Below are 15,895 nucleotides of genomic sequence, written 5' to 3' on the forward strand. Positions count from 1 at the left end.
ACATTCTAATGTTTAGAGAAATTCGGTAGGTTTCAGAAATGGTACGAGGGTTGATGTTGCAAATGGAGTAGAGGCAGGGCGGTGTCAGTAACGAGAGACAATCACTACGTCCCACAATGGTACCAAGAGGGCTTCTTCCAACCCGGCCGAAACTCGCTTGCTTATTTGGACATGTCTCCGGGCAAGATCAACTTACCCGATGGTCGAACAATAACTCAAAACAGCGTGTGGAACAGCACGCCGACTTCTCGGGCGTTTGTACAAAAAGACCTATATTCGACATTCTTCGGCACAGCAGTGAACGACGAAATTGAGCGTAGGCTGTTTGGTGACGTTGATACCCGAGGTTCTCGAGCCGTGCGGGCCTTTTTGGGTACGGACATGCGGGAATGGCATGAACGTTTCCAAGATTTCTTCGAGTTTCTCGACATTCAAAAGATTCGCACGCCAAAAGGCTTGGATTGGCTCAGGAGCCAATACCCTGCTCTCACCCAAAACGACCTCATGTTGGAGATGCAGGGTATTCGAATGCTCCACTGCACAATTTGGTCACAAGGAGTGCGGGAGATTGTGTCGGCCGAAGATTCGGCAGTCAAATTCATAACAAGTGATCACCCTGTAACTGTCTACAATCACGCAGTTGCGCCAGCCGACGCTGGGTGCACTTACCCGAATGATCCGGGAATAGAGTTGCGAGGGTCGCAGACCCTTTATCCAATGGACCGCAATCACTGCCTGATATTAACGAACCTAGAGTACGCCAAGGACACGGATACAGATCCGCTGCAGAAAAGAACATTTGCGCGAAACTACCGGAATTCCCTTACAAGATCCGATGCAGTCATTCGGCAGAGAAAACTAACTGAGCAAGAAGTTTGCGAGATTAACTTCATTGTGAAGACGCGAGCACGCAGATACGTAGCAGGAGGAAGGAAGGATTGGCTATATCCTGAGCAATCCATCAAACGACCGTGGAGTGAACTTCGCGGTGTCTTGTCCCCTCCCAATCTCGAACTTCTGATGTTTGGGGGCGAGATATTTGTTGGCTACGATAGTGGAGATGTCCACTACCAAGATGAATTTGGTAGAACTGAGAAGCCTCGTGAATTCTTGTTTAAGGAGTCCGCCAGCAAGCCGCTACGCCCAAATGAATACTGCGGGTGCGGCCGGGGTAGGCGATTCAAAGATTGCTGTGCTTCAAAAGTCGAATCCCTTCGGCCCACTTGGAAAGAACTAAGCATTCGGGAACGAAACCTGATGCTTTACGACGCGATGGTGGATGTATTGGGATTAGATACGGGAAAAAGTTGGACGCAAATTCGCCGGGACCTAACCGATGAAAGGATTGGAGAAGTTTACCACCTCTATGAAGCTCTATGGCCTCTAGAGACAGATCTGCTCTCACTCCTGCCCAAGCCTGATGGCGACGCTCGTGCAGTTTACACTGGGTCTATCCATCCGTCATCGATCGTACACTTCGCTTTGGCCGCTTCGCTTTATTTTGGTGAAGTCATTGTAGCGCATCCATTCGTCCATCCTGGTGTGATAAAGAAGGAGATGAGCCCGACCGCCAATCCAAAATCATATCGGCAAGAGTTCCTCAAATCCGTTGTGCTATTCGTGAACGCCATGCCGCTTGTAGACTTGGGCTTGGTCAATTTGGTACCGGACCCCTGCGACTTTGACTATCATCTTCGTCAGCAAATGATGCGAATGGCACAAACTCGCGCTCCGAAGTTTGATCCAAAGGACGACTCAGGTTTACGGAAGTTGGTAGACGAAGACAACCGTCGCGGCATGATGTTAATGCCCGACGAAGCTTTGAGCAGAATGATCCGCGAGATCAATCCTGACTTTGACGAGCAGGAGGTGGAGAGAGTCTTGGCGGCGAGCGTAAGAATGCGAGAGGATGACCCGCTTGCTGTTCTCCAAGAGGGTTCGCTGGATGGCGGAAGAGACGGTGGGCAGATCAGCATTTTCAAACTCGCACCCAACTTCGAGATGACGATGTACTTGGCGCAAGCCATGGGTGCCTGCATTATCACGGATAGTCCATTTAGGTGGAGTGAGATTGAGATCGCCGCCCAGAAACCGAATAGAATAGCCACTTCTGGCCTTACATCACTCGCCGCTGACCTCGAGAGGTCGATCTTCCACTTTCCGCAAGACTCGATGGACGTCGCTGCTGCCGCTCAGAAGCAGATTGGAGTTGGATATTCAGGCTTCTTCCAGGATCTTTTCAGATATCTCCGCAGAGTGCCTGAACAGGGAGAAAAGCCAAATCGAGAGGCGCAATTGATGTCCCAGTTCCGCCGAATGCATTGGTCAGCTGAGCGGGAATTTCGGAAGCTGGACGTTCCCATGAAGCTCGGAAACATTCTTTCCGCTATGCCACGAGGAGGTATCCAAAATAACACTGTCAATCGCCTACTATTGATGTCTGGCTCCAAGAGCCACTCTCCAAGTGTTCCCGCTGCGTTTTTCATGAAACCCGTCAATTATCTCTTGTCAGCGAGGAGTTGATTTTTCGGTACTGTTTTTTATGCCCGGTGATGAAGCAGGCAATCGCCAGCTAAGAGGACGTTCGGCAATCGCTGGCTAGGATGAAGAACATCAAAGGAATTATGGCAGGGGCGTTAAGAGCTGCTTAGATCTCGATTTCAATGGTTGAGCCGACTGCCAATTGGACTGCCGCTTTAGGGGTAACAGTGGCGAGCCAGAGATCGGCGTCTTCGAGCGTAAGATGCACGCCAATATCAGTTACTGTCCAAAAGCCGCCCTCTTCGTCGTACTCGTCGATGGAGGTCCTAATTGCAGGCTGCCCTGTATTCTGGATGTAGTTGTCTCGGACGATGCGGAGTCTCATCTTTTGCCTCCTTGTTGCGTAGATGGTGAACTCTTCGGGCTTTTGGACTTTCATGCCTGTTGAGTTTCCAGATTCACCCGTCGCGTATTGGGTATGCCGTCGACCATCAGACAATTCATCATCCATGATGTTCTCGGTGCATGCAATCTGTCCCTACTTTCCGTCGGAGAATGAGACTTCAGCCAATATTCTCGACAGTTTCTGCGGACTGGCATCCACGTAAAGTGCGGTCGTCTTGATATTCGAATGCCCCGCAAGTCTGGCAATGGCCTTAAGGTCCACTCCTCGTTCGTAATCGTCCGGTCTCGGCCGGCTTGTTCGCTCGCCAGTTTTTGAATTGAAGATAGGTCTTTCGCGTTTTGCGGGATGGACCTGTTCCTATGTCTAGACATATCTCTGGAGACAAGATCGTTGTCGTTGAGACGCGGCGGCGATGGTCAACTGACGAGCGCCACGAGGCACTGAACGATACACTGACGGCATCTGTATCCTCGGTGGCGCGCAAGCGTGGCATTGCAAAGAGCCTCCTGTTCCGCTGGCGGAAAGAGTCTGGACTATCTGGCAAGCGGAGTGGCGCAAAGAAGTCTGCACCGTCATTCGTGCCGGTGGCGCTGCCAGCGCCAGCATTGCGGGCAGCGTCATCTGAACCACCTTCGACGCATACTCCGGCGTGCGGGGTGATTGAGATTGAGCTTTCGGGAGGGCGGCGGCTTCGGCTGAGCGGGCCGGTGGATGTTGAGGCCTTGCAACGGGTGATCGCGGTTCTGGACGGGCGATGATCCCGGTTCCGGTTGGTGTGCGGTGTGGCTGGCGGTTGGCCATACGGATATGAGGAAGGGCTTCGATGGGCTGGCGGTGCTGGTGCAGGAGAAGCTGAAGGCCGATCCATTCGGCGGACAGCTGTTTGTGTTCCGCGGCCGGCGCGGCGATCTCATCAAGCTGATTTGGCACGACGGTCAGGGCATGTGCCTGTTCGCCAAACGCCTGGAGCGCGGGCGGTTCATCTGGCCGGCAACGACGGGCGAGGCGGTGACGATCAGTGCGGCACAGCTTGGCTATCTTCTGGAGGGCATCGACTGGCGCGCACCGCTGCGCACCCAGCGGCCTGAGCTGGCGGGGTAAACTGTAACGCGGCAGGTTGACTCGCGGCGGAATGCGCAGCGGCGGATCATGGATCCTGCCGCTACAGTTCGATCCATGGAGATCGACCTCACGAACTTGCCGGATGATGCCGATGCGCTGAAAGCACTGGTGCGAGCGCTGGCTGGCGAGAATGCGGGACTCAAGGCCGATGCCAAGACGAGTGCTCTCAAGATCACCCAGCTCGAAGCGCGCATTGCCAGATTGAGGCGCATGCAGTTCGGCCAATCGTCCGGAGAAGATTGCCCAAGAGATCGAGCAGCTTGAACTGGAACTCGACGCGTTGCATGAGGACGAAGCTGTCGGCATGCCAGAGCACCCCGACAAAGTTCAGAAGCTGAGCGAGAGGCCATTCCGCAAGCCGCTGCCGGAGCATCTGCCGCGTGAAGAGAAACTGCATGAGCCTTCCTGCACCTGCCCCACCTGCGGCGGCCAGATGCGCAAGCTCGGTGAGGACTTCACTGAAGTGTTGGAGTATGTGCCTTCCTCCTTCAAGGTGATCCGGCATGTCAGGCCGAAGCTGTCCTGCCGCATCTGCGAGACCATCGCGCAGGCGCCGATGCCGTCGCTGCCGATTGAACGCGGCAAGCCCGGCCCCGGGCTTCTCGCCCATGTGCTGGTCAGCAAATATGCCGACCACCTTCCGCTCTACCGGCAGTCGGAGATCTATGCCCGCGAAGGCGTCGATCTGGAGCGCTCGACGTTGGCCGATTGGGTTGGCCGGTCGGCGGCACTTCTCGATCCGCTGGTGGCAGCCCTGCGCAAGTCCGTGCTGTCGTCGGACGTCCTGCATGGCGATGATACCCCTGTGCCGGTGCTGGCGCCTGGCTTGGGCAAGACCAGAACTGGCAGGTTATGGACCTATGTCCGCGACGGGCGGTCCCACGGGTCGCCGCACCCCCCGGCTGCCGTGTTCTTCTATTCTCCCGATCGCAAGGGCGAACACCCGCAAAACCATCTGAAGCGCTTCACCGGCGTGTTGCATGCCGACGGCTATGCCGGGTTCAACCCCGTCTTCGAGACCGGGCGTGTCACCGAGGCCGCATGCTGGGCTCATGTCAGGCGAAAGTTCTTCGACGAGCACGCCGCCAAGCCGTCGCCGGTCACCACAGCGGCCCTGGATCGCATCGGCGCACTTTACGGCATCGAAGAAGCTATCCGTGGCAAACCACCTGATGAGCGCAAGCACATCCGCCGGACACAGGCCCAGCCGCACCTCGATTCCTTGAAGGCGTGGATTGAGACAACCTTGCCGAAGCTCTCGGCCAAAGCCGAACTGGCAAAGGCCATGCGCTATACCCTTGGACGCTGGAAAGCCCTCAATCGATATACCTGCGACGGCACACTCGAAATCGACAACAATGCCGCCGAACGCGCAATCCGCGGCATCGCACTTGGTCGAAAGAACTGGCTCTTCGCAGGCTCCGATCCTGGAGGCGAACGTGCCGCCGCCATCTACTCGCTCATTGAAACGGCAAAGCTCAACAGCATCGATCCCGAAGCTTACCTCCATTCCATCCTGGCCTCCATCGCAGACCACCCGATTAACCGCATCGCCGACTTGCTGCCGTGGAACTGGGCAACAGACAATCAACTCTCCCGCGCCGCGTAACTCACCGGACGCTTACCCTCGTTCGGCGAGATTCGTGATGAAGGTACGCCGACCCGTGTGCGAGCTAGCATCGGGTATTCCAGCGTCCCGATATAGTTGCTTTAGCAAACGAACCATGGAGCTGGCTGTCATGTTGCCACCCGTCTGGCTTCGCAACAGCGGTCCATTGGGATTGCGCCATTCTCTAAAATGTTTGTTGTAGTCTGCCAAAATCTGGCGGAGCTTGGGAGCGACAAGGTAGGATGTGCGGGTCTTTCCTCCCTTAGTGTAGGCTGCCTTGAGATTGAGGATTTCCCTGATTTCGTCGTTCTGATCGTATATGTCACCCCATCTTAAGGCCGCAATCTCCTTCGCCCGAAGGCCCAGGAAGATGGACAGACAAAATGCTACTTCCGCCCTAGAGCCGTTCCTCTCTCGCCCTTTGGCGAGGCGCAGGACACGTTTTATCTGCTCCGGGTTAAGGACTGGGGCTTGGCCGGAAAAGCCTGCTGGACGACCCCGACGAGGATTTGGCATAGATTCGACCTCTTTTGTTCCGTATACGGAGTATTTATATCAATTCCTTGTATAGGTCAATATTCCTGTTTCCGCGACATGCCCGGGATTTGGGCCATTTCCAGACTCTGGACTTTTTCGAGCCAGAGTAATTCCATTTTGGATTGGGGCCTCCAGTCTCCCTAGGATCAGCAGGTTTTTTCAATTAGGCTAACCGCAACATCTAAAACCCCAAGATGTGGGGCTCGGATAGAAGTTCGGCTAAAAATGATCATCGGCTAGCTGGAACCAAAGCTATTCTCATCCGATCTGTCCCATAGCCGCCTCAGAACCTGGAGATTTGGTTGGTAACAGCAATTTCTGCGCAACTTCATCAAACTCGTGCGCCCGGTCGCCATATTACCGAGAATTAGAGGTGAAAGGCATAGTCGGCGCGGCTATTCCAAGTCTCATCGGGAGGGGCTCTTTGTTACCAATTGTGAACTTATCATGCCAGACAGGCCAGAACTTAAACTGGCAATGCCCATCAAGAAGACTGTCTGCCATGCATTCTTGAGCCTGATAGGGTGCCTATCGCTGAAGCCTGTAGTTAGCCAGGAGTCTGAGGCCATCAATGGAGCCGAGAATTTCACCCGCTCATCCACCCAGATCGCCCCAAGTAGAGGGAAACTGGCCATGGCGAACTTTGTTGGTCTTTGGCTTGCTCAATCTGATCTGGGAAACTCTTCAACTGCCGTTCTACACGCTTTGGCGCGATGGTGCAGGCAGCCAGATCGCATACGCCGTTTTCCATTGCACAGTGGGCGACGTACTCATCGGATTTTGTGTCGCAGCCGTTTGTGTTCTTATCAGCGTGGTTTCAAAAGCAAGATCAGACAACATTTGGCCATTCACAGTTTGCTTCATCGCTCTGGCCTTGGCTTACACGGTATTCAGCGAGTGGATGAATGTGGAAATCCGGCAGACCTGGCAATACTCATCCTTGATGCCAAGAATTCCGCCCCTTGGAACTGGCCTCACACCGCTCCTGCAGTGGATCGTTGTCCCAGCCCTGACGACCCGTATCTTCGCATCCGAAATCAGGAGAACGGTGCAAACGATCAGGAGAAGGCTTCGCCAGGGATGACGATCCCCGCTTTTCTAGTGGCTGGCGTACACGCTTGGCTTGGAAAGCCGACTGATTAAGAGCACGTTATAGGGACCACCACTACCCTCAGGTCCCATTCCAGGTGATCCGACAGGCATGCCCGGCACGGTTAGCCCTACGGCGTCTGCCGGTGGTGAGCTCAAGAAGCGAGACACATCGATCGACGGGATATGCCCCACGAACGCAAACCCAGAACTTATGCCGACATGACAGCTACCGAGTTCTGACGGAATTCCCAACCTTTCAAGGCGTCCTTCAAGGTTAGCGTCGTCTTCGATAGAAACCTCAAAACCTGCGTTGCGCATGTGATCAACCCAGCCTTCGCAGCAGCCGCATCCTGGATTGCGGAAAACCTCAACTTTCGGCAGAGCGGCGCTTCTAACCGCAGAAACCGAGCCGGCAAATGCCATGCCAACTGCTGAAAGGATGAATGTACGACGTTTCACGACGGACTCCGATCAAGAGAATTGAAGGAAAAAGAAAAAATCAAAGCGAAGATCCAGCTTCCCGAAATGGTCGAAATGACACCTTCCACCATACTGCGATGCGTTCCCGGGGGTTCATCCGTAAACAATCGCACCCAATTGTGGGTGAATGTGATCGACGGCATGAAATAGGCGGCGAGATTGCATAGAATGAAAATCATCACCATCGACACCGATAGCGCGGCGCCGAAAGCAAGCAGATCAATCTTACGACTGCCCATTGGTTTTCTCCTGGTGGCTTTGACCTGGCTGGGCATGAGAATCAACATGTGGAGTATGGTGGTGCGTCCCTCCATGGTTCTTGTGCATGAATAGATGCATCAATGGGCAAGCAAGAAGTACCAAGAATGGAGAAAGAGCCGCCAGATGTTGGCCATGCCAAATTGCAAGATAGCCGCCCACTAGAACGGCGATTCCCAACAGGGTCAAACCCTTGTACGAACTGAAGCATCTGAACATGGTAGCCTCCTCTGGCTGACGCAATTAAGCAATGCTGCGTTTCTGGGTGTGTATAACGTGACTGGATTTAAATGTTGTGGGCGTACAAAAAGAGTGTCGATCATATCTTCGTCACTCGCAATCTAAGAGAGTTCGCAATGACACTCACTGAACTCAGTGCCATGGCTGCAGCTGCAATTACCGGGGAAAGTAGCAGGCCAAAGGCCGGATAGAGAACACCAGCAGCAACTGGCACACCGGCCACATTGTAGATGAAGGCAAAGAACAGGTTTTGCCGAATGTTGCTCATCGTCGCCCTGGAAAGTTTGATGGCTCGAGCAATACCGACGAGATCGCCCTTGAGAAGCGTCACACCTGCGCTTTCTATGGCGACGTCAGTCCCCGTACCCATGGCGATGCCGACGTCTGCTGCTGCCAAGGCCGGAGCGTCATTCACGCCATCACCCGCCATGGCCACGACAGCTCCTTCAGAGCGGAGTCGACTGACCACCGACGCTTTCTGATCCGGAAGAACATCAGATTCGACGTTTTGAATGCCTAGCTTTCGAGCAATGGCCTGAGCAGTGATCGCGTTGTCTCCTGTCAGCATCACAATGCGAATGCCAGCCGCCTCGATCTCCCTGAGAGCTACGGGCGTGGTTTCCTTGACCGGATCGGCTATCGCCAACAAACCGGCGAGCTTCGAATCTACTCCCACGTAGATTACGGTCGCGCCGTCTTGACGGAGTAAATCCGATTGGTGGGCGAGTGGGTCGGCAGAAATGCTGTGTTCCTCGAGGAAGCGGGAGTTGCCAAGTACCACCTTCTTGCCCTCGACGGTCCCCATCGCTCCTTTGCCAGTCGGAGACTCAAAATCTGTCACCTTCGCCAGTTTCAGGGATGACTGCTTTGCCTTTGCCAGAATAGCGTCCGCCAACGGGTGTTCACTCGCCTGTTCGACACTTGCGGCGATCCGCAGGAACTCTGCCTCATCGTATCCAGATATCGGTACAATCGCTGTAACGGCTGGCTTGCCTTCTGTAAGGGTGCCCGTTTTGTCGACGACAAGCGTGTTGATCTTCTCCAAGCGTTCCAAGGCTTCCGCGTTCTTGATCAACACGCCTGCTTGGGCACCACGACCGACGCCCACCATGATCGACATAGGCGTGGCGAGACCAAGAGCACAGGGACACGCAATAATGAGAACTGCAACCGCCGCCACTAGGCCAAAGGCAAGGCGGGGCTCTGGCCCAAAGATGGACCACACCCCGAAGGCCAGAGCTGCGATGAGAATAACGAGGGGAACGAACCAGCCAGAAACCTGATCGGCCAGCCTCTGGATAGGTGCCTTGCTCCTCTGTGCGTCTGCCACCATCTGCACGATACGAGACAGCATGGTGTCAGAACCGATCTTCTCTGCTTTGAAGATGAAGCTCCCCGATCTGTGGAGTGTGCCGCCAATGACTTTGGCCCCCGGTTCCTTCGACACCGGCATGGACTCACCCGTCACCATCGACTCGTCGACTGATACGTGGCCCTCCACGATCACGCCATCGACGGGCACTTTCTCTCCAGGCCGAACCCTTAGCTGATCGCCAACCTGAATGGCATCGATTACGATCTCTTCGTCACTGCCATCTGCCTTTAGACGACGCGCAAACTTCGGAGCAAGTTTGAGCAATGCCTTGATTGCACCTGAGGTTTGCTCGCGGGCCCGAAGCTCGAGCACTTGCCCGAGCAGCACGAGAACGGTGATCACTGCTGCCGCCTCAAAATACACCGCTACAGAACCGTCTGCTTCTCGAAAGGCCGCAGGAAAAATATCTGGAAGCGCAGTGGCGACAACGCTGTAGAACCACGCAACACCTGTACCCATGGCAATGAGGGTGAACATGTTGAGATGGCGCGAGGCCAGCGAATTCCACCCGCGCACAAAGAATGGCCAACCCGCCCAAAGGACAACAGGTGTCGCCAGGGCCAACTGAAGCCAGTTCGATGTCTGCTTGCTCAGCAACATATGGAGCGAGGTCATATGACCGCCCATCTCCAATGCAAAGACCGGCAGCGTGATCACCAGGCCAATCCAGAAGCGACGGGTCATGTCGGCGAGCTCTTCGCTGGGGCCGCTCTCTACAGAGGCCACCACGGGCTCCAATGCCATGCCGCATATCGGACAGCTGCCGGGGCCAACTTGCCGTATCTCCGGGTGCATTGGACACGTATAGATCGCACCAGAATCGGCAGTTTTCTGCGGAGCCGCGACGGATTTGACTTCAAGATACTGAGACGGATGAGCTTCGAATTTCGAGCGGCATCCTGCCGAGCAGAAATAGTGTGTCTCACCGTCCAACGTAAGCCGGTGAGGTGTCTTTTCTGGATTGACCTTCATTCCGCAAACCGGGTCCGTTACCCGACTGCCATGCGGAGTAATATCTTGGTGATGAGACGGAACTGCACGTGGGCTGTGGCTATGGGAGTGAGTGTTCATGTCGAAATCCTAGATCTAGTGCGGATTACCTATGTGTGGCGCTTCCAATCGTGGGAAGGTCATGAGATTTACTCCCCAAATAATGCTCGCGTTTTGCTACATTGTGTCACCAAATTCCTTGGATCACTTCAGCAGCTGCGAGGTGCAGTCGCGTGCGGGCCGCACCTCGTGATGTTGATAGGCTAGGCTTCATACCCAAAGGTCGTCATCATCCCACTCGCCATGTGATAGAGATGGTGACAGTGGAATGCCCAAGCCTTTGCAGGGTTGTTCGCATCGACGGCCACAGTCACGGTCTGCATCGGTGGAACAACTACGGTATCCCGGACAGCACCGGAAAAACGCTCCCCATCGATACCGACGACCTGGAAATGGTGCCCGTGCAGATGCATCGGATGAGACATCATCGACATGTTCATTATGGCGATCTCGACGCGTTCTCCGGGCTTCGCAAGAACGGCATCGCCAGCCATAGCCCAGGTGTAGCCCTGCATGTTGCCCATCAGATGGACCATGTAGTTCCGGTCTGCGTCCCTCGCCGCAAGCGGACGTGCTGCAACAAGGGAGCGTTCCAACGCAAGATCGAGTACGGGTCCAGCGGCCTCTGCGGATACCGCATGGCGCTTCACCTCCGCGCCGATAGTTGCCAGAATGATGCCGGTCCTCTCGGGAGCACCTTCGCGGAGCGCCAGCACCGGGAACGCTCCGCCTTCTTTCGGGATCTCCAGGCGGATATCCGCCCGCTGCCCCATGGCCAGCGGGAACTGAGTGCCTGCGACAGGCTTAATCAGCTGGCCATCGACGGCGATCAGGGTTGCGGAGAGACCGCCCGTATCGATGGTAAAGCCAGTGGCCGTCGCGCCATTGATGATGCGCAGCCGAACACGGCCGCCCTTCTCAACTTTGACTACTTCCGGATCGTCCAGCGTCCGGTCGTTGGCAAGATAGGCATCATAGGCGATGTCATTGAGGTCCATCCCTCCCATCATGCCGCCCCCTGACATCATCTTGCTCATGTCCATCTTGTTCATGCCCATGTTGCCCATGTTCATGTGGCTCATGTCGTGGTTCATACCGCCGTGGGCAGGCTTGTTGCCCTTCAGATTGGCGAGCAATTCCTCTGCGGGCGTAAATGAGAAGTCGTGCAGCAAGATCAACACTTCCTGTTCGTCCGCAGCGCGATCTTCTGCGGTACGGACGATGAGCGGCGCTGCCAAGAGATTCTGCTCCTGGAGCGTGTGTGCGTGCATCCAGTGTGTGCCGCCATCCCCCACGGGGAAGCGATAGGCCCGCGCCTCACCTGCCTTGAGAAGCGGCATCGGCAAGTCAGGTACCCCATCGAACTCATTGGGAGGCGTCAGGCCATGCCAATGGATCATGGTGGGTTCAGTGAGACTGTTTTGGAGGGATACATCGAAGATGTCCCCGGCATTGAAGGTAAGACCCTGCTTCCCATCGGGGCCAATCAGCCCGTACACGGTGGCCGATTTGCCATTGATGTCGAGGGTGCGGGTGGAAATCGTCAGTTTGCGCGTCTCGGTAGCCAAAACGCGTGACGACAGACTGGGGAGAATGCCGCCAAGTGCCAAGGCACAGGCCGAGCCCGTGAGGAGTGATCTGCGGTTCATGGTGTATATCTCAAAGTGCGCGGTCCGAGCCGGACTTTGCGCGTGCAACTGAAGAATGGATGGAATCGATGTTCAGGCCGCGTGGCGCGGCGGTTCTTCAAGCGGCAAGAGATGCTGCCCGTGCGGGGCACGGGTGGGGAGAACGACAAAAGCCAGGTCTGGCGCCGTCCACGGCATCGTTACAGACACTCCGGCAGCAAAAAATGCTGTGCACGCCGCCGAAGTGCATTTGCCAGCCATATTACAAGGCAGCTGTTGCTTCTGATGATGATCGCTGCAGTCCGCTCCGGCATGCGGGGATTGCCCCATCATCTCCTGAGACGACATTCCGTGGTCACAGCTGGACGCAGACGCCATGGCGAATTCACTGCTGATCGGCATCAAGCCGAACACCAAAACCACCAACGAGATCAGGAGCATCCGAAGCATATGAGGCTACATAGCATGCCCAATAAGGAGAATCTTTGACATCGGTCAAACCGACGAAATCGCAAGGTAGACCTTATATTTCAAATACTTGACAGAGCTTTGATAGCGATTTTCACTCCACGCGGCGACCGCGCGCATAGCGATATTCGTGAACCGTAAGCGCGAGCACCACGACGTCGAGCATCGTCACCGCGATGAGCGCCCAACTCATACCGAACGAGAGTCGATACAGCTGATAAGCGATGAAACCGACCAGAACCGCCATGAAAGCCGGGTATGCCCACAATTTGTCCAGTAACACCCCACTAACCATTACCAATTTGAGCAATCCATGGCTCAATAGGTAGTAGGCGGCGAAGGACTGGGTTGAAGGGCTAAAGGTCATGGCAAAGCCCCGTATGGCACCAGCTATGACGTCTTGGGGGTCTTCGAGCAGTTCAGTGGATGTCACGGCCTGGGCCAACTCCACGATCAGTGCATGGCTCACGAAGAGCAGCGCCAGTCCCGCCACGATCTCGACGAAGCTGTGAGCTGCTTTGAGCCACAAGCTGACCCGGAAGAGATCACGGATGGTTCTTTCAGTGACGATCATCGGTTCGAAGTGGCCGTGGTTCAAAGGATCCTTATCAGAAAATGATTCAAGCGCGAATCCGGCTTGTAGGCCATCCTGACACCGATGGCGGCAAGAGCGCCAATAAGCGCCCCACCAAGAACGTCGCTGGCGTAGTGGATGCCGATATACACCCGAGAAAACGCCACCAAGGCTGCTGCTACCAGCAGAAAAAGGCCTTGTGGGCGCAGGGAACACGACAACAAGAATGACACGGCTATCGCCACGGCAGCGGTCGCATGATCGGAGGGGAAAGACGGGTCAACGCTGGGAGCAATGTGCAAGTGCGTAACACCTGCGTCGTAGGGACGGACACGATCAAAAACCAGCAAGACAATCTGATTGATCCCCAGACCAAGCAGGAATGAGAATCCTGCAGAGACGAGCGTGTGACGGACTGCAGGCCTGTCGCCCCTTCGCCACCACTGCACTGCGACTAAGGCAACCAGGATTGGAATGCCGTAGGCTGAAACTGCAATGAGAAAGGTGTCGATCGCAGTGGACTTTCCAGCGATCTGGTTGATGGCTTGCGTTACAGAAACATCTAAAGAGTACATCACCATCATGAAAAGCTTGGTCTCTCAAAGATGCCAGTTCAATTCAATCATGCCTCGTATGGTGATGACTAGCCCAATGGTCATGACAATCCCCGCCGAAATGTACGGCAGTTTCTCGCCCCACTTGCTGAAGCCTGCCCATCTGGCTCTTGCCGCACTCGCGCCCCATGCCGCCGCAACTCCCACACCGACCATTGTCATGGCAAGCCCGATACTGAATGCCGCCACCATGCTGATGCCCAAGGTGAAGGCCTTCATCTGAAGGCAGATCAGCAGCACTGCTATAGCAGCAGGACACGGCAGCAGGCCGCCAGTAAAGCCAAACCACACGACTTCACCGCTTGTTACGTTCCTGTTGCCAGTGAAGCGATTGCGAACCTGGCGCGCGTGGGCCGCAGCATGTGCATCGAGGCCTTCCTCAGCCAACTCAGTGGCGTGAGAGTGCGTGTGGTCATCGTGATGATGGTGAGAATGATTGTGGTCATGATCATGGTCATGTTCCGCATCTTGTTCGATGCGCAGCATCCAAAAAATGCGGAACGCCAAACCAATGATGAGCAAGCCGGATATCAGCACGAGCCATGGCTCCGCCTTATCCAGAATGAGCTTGTTTCCGAGGTACAGTCCAAGGAGAGCAATTACCCACACCACAATCGTGTGGCCGACTGCGGCGGACACACCCAAGATTACTGCCTGTGCCGGTGTACCCCGTACAGCTATGATGAACGCGGCCATCATGGACTTAGAATGCCCTGGTTCGAGTGCATGGAGTGCACCAAGGACAACCGCAATGGGCAGGTATAGCCACGGGTTTGCGGCACCATTCTGAATCAAAGACGCGATATCAGGCATATATGATTGGCCTACTTAAGATAGCTACGCACGACATCGATTAGTTCTTCGGCCCCTTGACGCCGCTCGCGCTCGCTGGCTACCCCAAGAATATGCCCGTTGATATGATCTTCAATCAGCTCTGCCGTGAGACCGCCAACTGCGCCACGAACTGATGCAATCAGCTGGAGTACATCCGCGCACCCAAGCTCTGTCTCCAGGGCACGCTCGACCGCCTCAACTTGGCCCCGGATTCGACGAACACGGGCGAGCAATTTGGACTTATCTCGAAGGGTATGTGACATGATATCTCCAATAACATAGGGGGGTATATTATATTTCTCAAATGCGTCAAGCATCCCAGTTTGGGCATTGCCTTGGTGGGGAGAAATAAAGGGCCTGCCATCATATGGACACCGAAAATTAGAACCCCCAGCGCCAGCAACAGATATGGCTGCGGATATCGATTTTGACTCGGATCGTCGTTTGAATAAGTTCCCTGTTAGGGGCTTGCAATTGTCCCTCCAGGCGACATGCTGAACCATCGCGTCCCTCCACTTTAGCCATAGGACGCACCATGTCTGGCTCGACGACACTCGCAACAGATAAGCTCGCATGCTTGATTGGCGTACCTTCTGCACCCATCCTCGTTTATGTGCGTGACGACGATGACTACGCGGAATTGCACTTTCATGTCCCGGGCTCGATACGGAAATCCAATAAAGATTTGGAGCCTTGGATCAGGGTCTACAAGGCGGATAAGCAAACAGACAAGAACTCAATGACGATCGCGATCAATCGTAAGGTCTATGACGACTTCTTCCGTTACGACAGCGCCAAGCTAAGACTGATTGGCAAGCCTGCCCCCGGGTTAAATCCCCAACCCAAACTCGGGCCCTGGATAATCGACCTAAGGCGGACCGTGAAAGTGGCAGAGGCAATGCAGGAATGCTTCGATATTCAGGACACTTACGGCAACTAAACCCATGCATTTTCGACGACAACCGCACGTAGTTCAACCAGGACTCTTTCTTTTTGCGGAGAAAGTCAGGTGTGAAGACTGCAATGACCTCTTTGTGAGGCCCTGGTCAGATGCGGAAGGGAAGTTGCGATTGATTGATGATAGATAGAAATAGGCATCATCTGGAGGCGCTAATACAGCCCCTTTG

General features: G+C 55.0%; 16 protein-coding genes and 1 pseudogene. 6 read left to right on the forward strand and 11 right to left on the reverse strand.

Translation table 11 applies throughout. The annotated features are described in order from the left end of the window. Nucleotides 1-81: 81 nt before the first annotated feature. A complete protein-coding gene (locus tag IPM06_06665) occupies nt 82-2,523 on the forward strand; it encodes a DUF4238 domain-containing protein (protein MBK8770097.1) in 2,442 nt (813 codons plus the stop codon). Between the two features lie 124 nt (nt 2,524-2,647). On the opposite strand, the gene IPM06_06670 is transcribed toward IPM06_06665, so the two are convergent. After that, complete coding sequence (locus IPM06_06670; protein MBK8770098.1) at nt 2,648-2,992, reverse strand: hypothetical protein; 345 nt, start codon at nt 2,990-2,992, stop codon at nt 2,648-2,650. A 254-nt stretch (nt 2,993-3,246) separates the two neighbouring features. Between IPM06_06670 and IPM06_06675 the strand changes: the two genes are divergently transcribed. The 3 genes and pseudogenes from IPM06_06675 (at nt 3,247) to IPM06_06685 (ending at nt 5,618) form a co-directional block, all read left to right on the forward strand. Further along, the gene (locus IPM06_06675) at nt 3,247-3,645 is read left to right on the forward strand and encodes a transposase (GenBank protein MBK8770099.1); all 399 of its coding nucleotides are present in this window, start codon (nt 3,247-3,249) and stop codon (nt 3,643-3,645) included. A gap of 49 nt (nt 3,646-3,694) precedes the next feature. Beyond that, nucleotides 3,695-3,988 carry an IS66 family insertion sequence element accessory protein TnpB gene (gene tnpB / locus IPM06_06680; protein MBK8770100.1) on the forward strand — a complete coding sequence of 98 codons (294 nt, stop codon included), beginning with the start codon at nt 3,695-3,697 and terminating at the stop codon, nt 3,986-3,988. A 75-nt stretch (nt 3,989-4,063) separates the two neighbouring features. Continuing rightward, a pseudogene (locus IPM06_06685) lies at nt 4,064-5,618 on the forward strand (IS66 family transposase). Nucleotides 5,619-5,630: 12 nt separating this feature from the next. On the opposite strand, the gene IPM06_06690 reads toward IPM06_06685, so the two are convergent. Beyond that, entirely contained in the window at nt 5,631-6,134 is a 504-nt protein-coding gene (locus IPM06_06690; GenBank protein MBK8770101.1) for a site-specific integrase, read from the reverse strand. A gap of 679 nt (nt 6,135-6,813) precedes the next feature. On the opposite strand from IPM06_06690, the gene IPM06_06695 reads away from it, so the two are divergent. Further along, nucleotides 6,814-7,239: a hypothetical protein gene (locus IPM06_06695; protein ID MBK8770102.1), complete on the forward strand. Its 426-nt coding sequence runs from the start codon at nt 6,814-6,816 to the stop codon at nt 7,237-7,239. Nucleotides 7,240-7,253: 14 nt separating this feature from the next. Here the strand turns inward: IPM06_06695 and IPM06_06700 are convergent, their stop codons facing one another. From IPM06_06700 to IPM06_06740, 9 genes are all read right to left on the reverse strand, one after another. Beyond that, nucleotides 7,254-7,706: a DUF411 domain-containing protein gene (locus IPM06_06700; GenBank protein ID MBK8770103.1), complete on the reverse strand. Its 453-nt coding sequence runs from the start codon at nt 7,704-7,706 to the stop codon at nt 7,254-7,256. Next, on the reverse strand, nt 7,703-8,041 hold the full coding sequence (locus IPM06_06705) for a hypothetical protein (GenBank protein ID MBK8770104.1): 339 nt from the start codon (nt 8,039-8,041) through the stop codon (nt 7,703-7,705). Before IPM06_06705 ends, IPM06_06700 begins: the two co-directional genes overlap by 4 nt. Next, the gene (locus IPM06_06710) at nt 7,953-8,204 is read right to left on the reverse strand and encodes a DUF2933 domain-containing protein (GenBank protein MBK8770105.1); all 252 of its coding nucleotides are present in this window, start codon (nt 8,202-8,204) and stop codon (nt 7,953-7,955) included. The genes IPM06_06705 and IPM06_06710 overlap by 89 nt, the downstream gene beginning before the upstream one ends. A 100-nt stretch (nt 8,205-8,304) precedes the next feature. Then, nucleotides 8,305-10,671 (reverse strand): heavy metal translocating P-type ATPase, encoded by a 2,367-nt coding sequence (locus IPM06_06715; GenBank protein MBK8770106.1) that lies wholly within the window; start codon nt 10,669-10,671, stop codon nt 8,305-8,307. A 182-nt stretch (nt 10,672-10,853) separates the two neighbouring features. Next, the gene (locus IPM06_06720; protein ID MBK8770107.1) at nt 10,854-12,299 is read right to left on the reverse strand and encodes a multicopper oxidase family protein; all 1,446 of its coding nucleotides are present in this window, start codon (nt 12,297-12,299) and stop codon (nt 10,854-10,856) included. 541 nt (nt 12,300-12,840) lie between these two features. Then, nucleotides 12,841-13,320 carry a DUF2127 domain-containing protein gene (locus IPM06_06725; protein ID MBK8770108.1) on the reverse strand — a complete coding sequence of 160 codons (480 nt, stop codon included), beginning with the start codon at nt 13,318-13,320 and terminating at the stop codon, nt 12,841-12,843. Nucleotides 13,321-13,340: 20 nt separating this feature from the next. Then, the gene (locus tag IPM06_06730; protein ID MBK8770109.1) at nt 13,341-13,895 is read right to left on the reverse strand and encodes a phosphatase PAP2 family protein; all 555 of its coding nucleotides are present in this window, start codon (nt 13,893-13,895) and stop codon (nt 13,341-13,343) included. 24 nt (nt 13,896-13,919) lie between these two features. Further along, nucleotides 13,920-14,747: a nickel/cobalt efflux transporter RcnA gene (rcnA, locus tag IPM06_06735; protein MBK8770110.1), complete on the reverse strand. Its 828-nt coding sequence runs from the start codon at nt 14,745-14,747 to the stop codon at nt 13,920-13,922. A gap of 11 nt (nt 14,748-14,758) precedes the next feature. Then, complete coding sequence (locus tag IPM06_06740; protein MBK8770111.1) at nt 14,759-15,031, reverse strand: metal/formaldehyde-sensitive transcriptional repressor; 273 nt, start codon at nt 15,029-15,031, stop codon at nt 14,759-14,761. Between the two features lie 272 nt (nt 15,032-15,303). On the opposite strand from IPM06_06740, the gene IPM06_06745 reads away from it, so the two are divergent. Further along, complete coding sequence (locus IPM06_06745; protein ID MBK8770112.1) at nt 15,304-15,708, forward strand: hypothetical protein; 405 nt, start codon at nt 15,304-15,306, stop codon at nt 15,706-15,708. Nucleotides 15,709-15,895: the final 187 nt, after the last annotated feature.

It is taken from the genome of Hyphomicrobiales bacterium, from assembly GCA_016710435.1.
GTDB lineage: Bacteria > Pseudomonadota > Alphaproteobacteria > Rhizobiales > Aestuariivirgaceae > Aestuariivirga.

Bases quoted from the DNA above. Each gene is read 5' to 3' on its own strand.
- IPM06_06670 (MBK8770098.1), bottom strand. From the start codon at position 2,992: ATGGATGATGAATTGTCTGATGGTCGACGGCATACCCAATACGCGACG.
- IPM06_06675 (MBK8770099.1), top strand. From the start codon at position 3,247: ATGTCTAGACATATCTCTGGAGACAAGATCGTTGTCGTTGAGACGCGG.
- tnpB (MBK8770100.1), top strand. From the start codon at position 3,695: ATGAGGAAGGGCTTCGATGGGCTGGCGGTGCTGGTGCAGGAGAAGCTG.
- IPM06_06690 (MBK8770101.1), bottom strand. From the start codon at position 6,134: ATGCCAAATCCTCGTCGGGGTCGTCCAGCAGGCTTTTCCGGCCAAGCC.
- IPM06_06705 (MBK8770104.1), bottom strand. From the start codon at position 8,041: ATGGAGGGACGCACCACCATACTCCACATGTTGATTCTCATGCCCAGC.
- IPM06_06710 (MBK8770105.1), bottom strand. From the start codon at position 8,204: ATGTTCAGATGCTTCAGTTCGTACAAGGGTTTGACCCTGTTGGGAATC.
- IPM06_06715 (MBK8770106.1), bottom strand. From the start codon at position 10,671: ATGAACACTCACTCCCATAGCCACAGCCCACGTGCAGTTCCGTCTCAT.
- IPM06_06720 (MBK8770107.1), bottom strand. From the start codon at position 12,299: ATGAACCGCAGATCACTCCTCACGGGCTCGGCCTGTGCCTTGGCACTT.
- IPM06_06725 (MBK8770108.1), bottom strand. From the start codon at position 13,320: ATGATCGTCACTGAAAGAACCATCCGTGATCTCTTCCGGGTCAGCTTG.
- IPM06_06730 (MBK8770109.1), bottom strand. From the start codon at position 13,895: ATGTACTCTTTAGATGTTTCTGTAACGCAAGCCATCAACCAGATCGCT.
- rcnA (MBK8770110.1), bottom strand. From the start codon at position 14,747: ATGCCTGATATCGCGTCTTTGATTCAGAATGGTGCCGCAAACCCGTGG.
- IPM06_06740 (MBK8770111.1), bottom strand. From the start codon at position 15,031: ATGTCACATACCCTTCGAGATAAGTCCAAATTGCTCGCCCGTGTTCGT.
- IPM06_06745 (MBK8770112.1), top strand. From the start codon at position 15,304: ATGTCTGGCTCGACGACACTCGCAACAGATAAGCTCGCATGCTTGATT.